The 4,906-nt window shown below is 64.6% G+C and carries 3 protein-coding genes; all 3 read left to right on the top strand.

What is annotated here, in order from left to right; all coding sequences use genetic code 11:
- Positions 1 to 1,541: glycogen debranching protein GlgX (gene glgX, locus JWN03_RS15060; RefSeq protein WP_297614855.1), on the top strand; the 1,541-nt coding region annotated here is incomplete at its 5' end.
- An 11-nt stretch (positions 1,542 to 1,552) separates the two neighbouring features.
- Positions 1,553 to 3,961 (top strand): malto-oligosyltrehalose synthase, encoded by a 2,409-nt coding sequence (gene treY, locus JWN03_RS15065; protein WP_297614857.1) that lies wholly within the window; start codon positions 1,553 to 1,555, stop codon positions 3,959 to 3,961.
- 183 nt (positions 3,962 to 4,144) lie between these two features.
- On the top strand, positions 4,145 to 4,906 hold a 762-nt coding region (locus JWN03_RS15070; RefSeq protein WP_297614859.1), incomplete at its 3' end, for a DUF222 domain-containing protein.

Raw genomic sequence — 4,906 nt, forward strand, 5'->3', positions numbered from 1 at the left:
AGCGGCTGGGCGTGACCGCGGTCGAGCTGATGCCGGTGCACCAGTTCGTCAGCGACGCGATCCTGGCCGAGCGCGGGCTGGCCAACTACTGGGGCTACAACACGATCGGCTTCTTCGCCCCGCACAACGCCTACGCGGCCAGCGGCACCCGCGGCGAGCAGGTGCAGGAGTTCAAGTCCATGGTCCGGGCGCTGCACCAGGCCGGCATCGAGGTCATCCTCGACGTGGTCTACAACCACACGGCCGAGGGCAACCACCTGGGGCCGACGCTGTCCTTCCGGGGCATCGACAACGCGTCTTACTACCGCCTGATGGGCGACGACCCGCAGTTCTACATGGACACGACCGGCACCGGCAACAGCCTGCTGATGCGGCACCCCCACGTGCTCCAGATGATCATGGACTCGCTCCGGTACTGGGTGACCGAGATGCACGTGGACGGCTTCCGCTTCGATCTGGCCGCGGCGCTGGCGCGCGAATTGCATGATGTGGACCGGCTTTCCACGTTCTTCGATCTGGTGCACCAGGATCCGGTGGTGAGTCAGGTGAAGCTGATCGCCGAACCGTGGGATGTCGGCGAGGGCGGCTATCAGGTCGGCAATTTCCCGGTCGCCTGGACCGAGTGGAACGGCAAATACCGTGACACCGTGCGGGATTACTGGCGCGGGCAACCGGCCACGCTGGGCGAGTTCGCTTCCCGGCTCACCGGCTCGTCGGATCTGTACGAGGCCACCGGCCGCAGACCGAGCGCGAGCATCAATTTTGTCACCGCGCACGACGGCTTCACCCTCGCAGATCTGGTGTCCTACAACGAGAAACACAATGACGCCAATGGTGAGGGCAATCGCGACGGCGAAACCTACAATCGCTCCTGCAACTACGGTATCGAAGGCCCTGCCGACGATCCCGAGATCCGCGCGGTGCGCGCCCGCCAGCAACGCAATCTGCTCGCCACCCTGCTGCTGTCCCAGGGCACCCCGATGCTGCTGCACGGTGACGAGCTCGGCCGCACCCAGCGCGGCAACAACAATGCCTATTGTCAGGATTCACCGCTGTCGTGGATGGACTGGTCACTCATGCACACCAATAACGATCTCCTCGAATTCACCCGGCGCGCGGTCGCCGTGCGCACCGCGCATCCGGTGTTCCGGCGCAGACGCTTCTTCGACGGAAGACCCGCGACCACCCATGACCATCCCGATGACATTGCCTGGTTCACCCCCGCCGGCGCGGAGATGATCGACGCGGACTGGGAGACCGGCTTCGGCCGCTCACTCACGGTGTTCCTCAATGGCGACGGTATTCGCGAGCCCGGCCCGTACGGCGAGCGCATCAGCGACGATTCGTTCCTACTGTGTTTCAACGCTCACGACGCGGCCATCGACTTCACCTTGCCGCCCGCCGAACACGGAACCGCCTGGTCGATGGAGTTGGACTGCTCGACACCGACCGGAAGACCGGCCACCGACACCGCCCATTCCGCCTCCTCGACCCTGCCAGTCCCCGCACGCTGCCTACTCGTACTCCGCCGTACGGCATGATCGATCAAGCCATGACCAGCACGCCCGAACATCACACCGGCCCCATCGCCCGGCAGACACCCGTCCGCAGCACCTATCGGCTGCAGCTGCGCCCCGACGCGCTCACCTTCGCCGACGCCCGCACCATTGCGGAATACCTGCAGCAGCTCGGTATTTCGCATCTGTACCTGTCGCCGGTCTTCACCGCGACGCGCGGTTCCATGCACGGCTACGACATCACCGACCCGACCACCGTGTCAGCGGCCCTCGGCGGCCCCGGCGGATTCAAGGCGCTCTCCGACGAGGTGCGCAACCGCGGCATGGGACTGATCGTCGATCTGGTGCCCAACCACGTCGGCGTGGCCGATCCGCGGCAGAACCCGTGGTGGTGGGACGTCCTGCAGAACGGCAAGGAGTCGAAGTACGCGCACTACTTCGATATCGACTGGAGTCCCGCCAATGGCGCGGGCGGGCGGCTCGCACTGCCGGTGCTCGCCAATGAGAACGATCCGGCGGCGCTGTCGGTGGACCGCAGCGGCCTCGAGCCCATGCTGGCGCTGCACGATATGCGCTTCCCCATTACGCCCGGCACCGACGGAGAGAATGCGCTGCGGATTCATGACAAGCAGCACTATCGCCTGGTCAACTGGAAATCCGGACTGTGCGGCTACCGCCGCTACTTCACCGTCGGCGGGCTGGCCGCGCTGCGGCAGGAGGACCCCGCGGTCTTCGAGGTCACGCACCGCGAACTGACCGCGTGGTGCGAGCACGACCTCATCGACGGTGTGCGCGTGGATCATCCGGACGGGCTGTCCGATCCGACCGAATACCTGACCCGGCTGCGCAAGATCATCGGACCACAGCGGCTGCTCCTGGTGGAGAAGGTGCTCGCACGCGGCGAACCCCTCGACGCCGGACTGCCCGTCGACGGCACCACCGGTTACGACGCACTGGCCGATATCGGCAGCGTGCTCATCGACCCCGACGGCGAGAAGATCCTCACCGACCTGTCACGTCAGTTCACCGGCCACGGCAGCGACCGCGCCTGGTTCAGCGAGAACGAGCACCGGATCAAGCGTGCTGTCGCCGAGACCATGCTGGTTCCGGAGGTCCGCCGCCTGGTCGCCGCCATCAAACGCGATGCGCGCGCCGACGCCTTCGACACCATGGCGCTGACCAATGCCACCATCGAAGTGCTGTCGTACATGCCGGTGGCCCGCACGGACTACGCACCACTGGCCGGGACGATCGGGCCCGTGGTGGCCGAAGTGACAAGGCGCAATAGCGAACTCACCGCGCCGCTGCAGGTGCTGGCGACCGCACTGGCCATCGGCGGCGAGGCTGCCACGCGCTTCCATCAGGTCGGCGGGGCGATCACCGCGAAGGCGGTGGAGGACACCATGTTCTACCGCGCCGCGCGACTGGTGTCGCTGCAGGAGATGGGGGCCGATCCGACTCGGTTCGGTAGTTCGGTCATCGAATTCCATCTGGCGAATGCCGAACGTGCCGCGCGCTGGCCTGCGACCATGACCACGCTCTCCACTCACGACACCAAACGCGGTGAGGACACTCGGGCCCGGATCAGCATGCTGTCGCAGGTGCCTGATATCTGGGCGCGGTCGGTGGGCGCGTGGAACGAGATCGCGCCCGGACCCGACGGCGCGACGACTCTCTTTCTGCTGCAGAACATCTACGGGATCTGGCCCGCTGATGGTCGGCCGGCTTCCGTCGTCCCCAAATTCCGGGAACGGGTGCATCAGTTCGCGGAGAAGGCCGTTCGCGAGGCCGGTACCCAATCCTCCTGGGAGGAACCGGATACCGAGTTCGAGAAGGCCGTGCATCGGTGGATCGACACCGTGATCGACGGGCCGATCGGCGTCGAATTGGGCGAGTTCGTCAACGATCTCGCCGCGCATGCTTGGACTGATGCGCTGGCTCAGAAACTGCTGCAGCTGTGCGGGCCGGGGATTCCGGATATCTATCAGGGCTGTGAATTGTGGGAAGACTCACTGGTCGATCCCGATAATCGGCGGCCTGTGGACTTCACGCATCGGTCGCTGCTGTTGCAATCGTTGACCGGGACACCGGATCTCGATGCTACCGGGGCTGTGAAGATGTGGATTGTGGCTTATGCGCTGTGGTTGCGGCGGGAGCGGCCGGAGTGCTTTGTCGGGGGGACATACGCTCCATTGTTCGCCAGTGGGGATCATGCCAAGCATTTGGTGTCGTATGCGCGGGGGCGGCACGGTGAGACTCCCGAGGTGATTGTCGCTGTTACGCGGCACAGCATTCGGCTGGATGAGGCTGGCGGGTGGGGAGACACCGTTCTCGATCTGCCCCAGGGGCATTGGACTGATCGACTTACGGGCCATACGTTCTCGGGGCGGTCGCGGTTGGAGAAGCTGTTTGCTCGGCTGCCGGTGGCGCTGCTTGTTCGGTAGGGCGAAGAGATAGCAGAACAAGAGACAAAGACGCCTGGACGAGAAGAAGAGAAAACGACCAAAGTGCAAGACAAGAAAAGAGCAAGAAGGGGAAAGAGGCTGGTCGGTTTGCCAGTCTGAATATCCTTATATCACAACACAATTCACCTTTCCGGGGCTGATTACCGGCGGTAGAATAGAGGTATGAATTCGGGGGGAGAAACCGCAACCGCTGTCAGTGCACACGCACTGACAGCAGCAGTCGATGACCTCCTGAACGCCTCGCTCGTTCCGCTGCACGATGATGAATTCATCGCGTTGATGCGGGAAGTGGAAACCTGTAAGCGCAAGCTCCAAGCGGTCGAGACCCGGTACGTCATCGAGACCACCACCCGTGGCCTGGCCCAGCGCGGCGGGGTGGCGTCCCCGAAAGTGTTTCTGCGCCAAACCCTCGGGATCTCCCGCGCTGACGCGGCGTCCCGGGTCAACATCGCCGTCGAAACCGGGCCCCGCATCGTCTCCGGCGTCGAACTCGAACCCACCCTCGCCCACGTCGCCCGAGCCCACCGCGAAGGGGTGATCGGGGTCGATCACGTGCGGCGCATCATGACGGTCATGAACCGGTTGCCCGGTTGTCTCGACGCCGACGTACGCGAAGCCAACGAACTGCAACTGACCGAGTTCGCCCCCACCGGGTACCCCGAAGGATTACCGGTCATGGGGGAAGTGTTGTTGGCGGGCTTGGACCCGGACGGCACGTTGAGCACCGATGCTGATCGTGAGCGGATGCGCGGGCTCACCCTGGGTAGCGAACGTGCGGATGGCATGTCCCCGTTCGTCGGGGAGATCAACCGGAAGCTGCGCTCGGTCCTGGAACCGATGTTCGCGAAGCTGGCCCGCCCGGGTATGTGCAATGCGAAGGACCCGCAGAGTCCGTGGGTCGCTGATCACAAGCTCACTGCTCAG

The organism is Nocardia sp. (genome assembly GCF_025465275.1).
Classification (GTDB): Bacteria; Actinomycetota; Actinomycetes; order Mycobacteriales; family Mycobacteriaceae; genus Nocardia.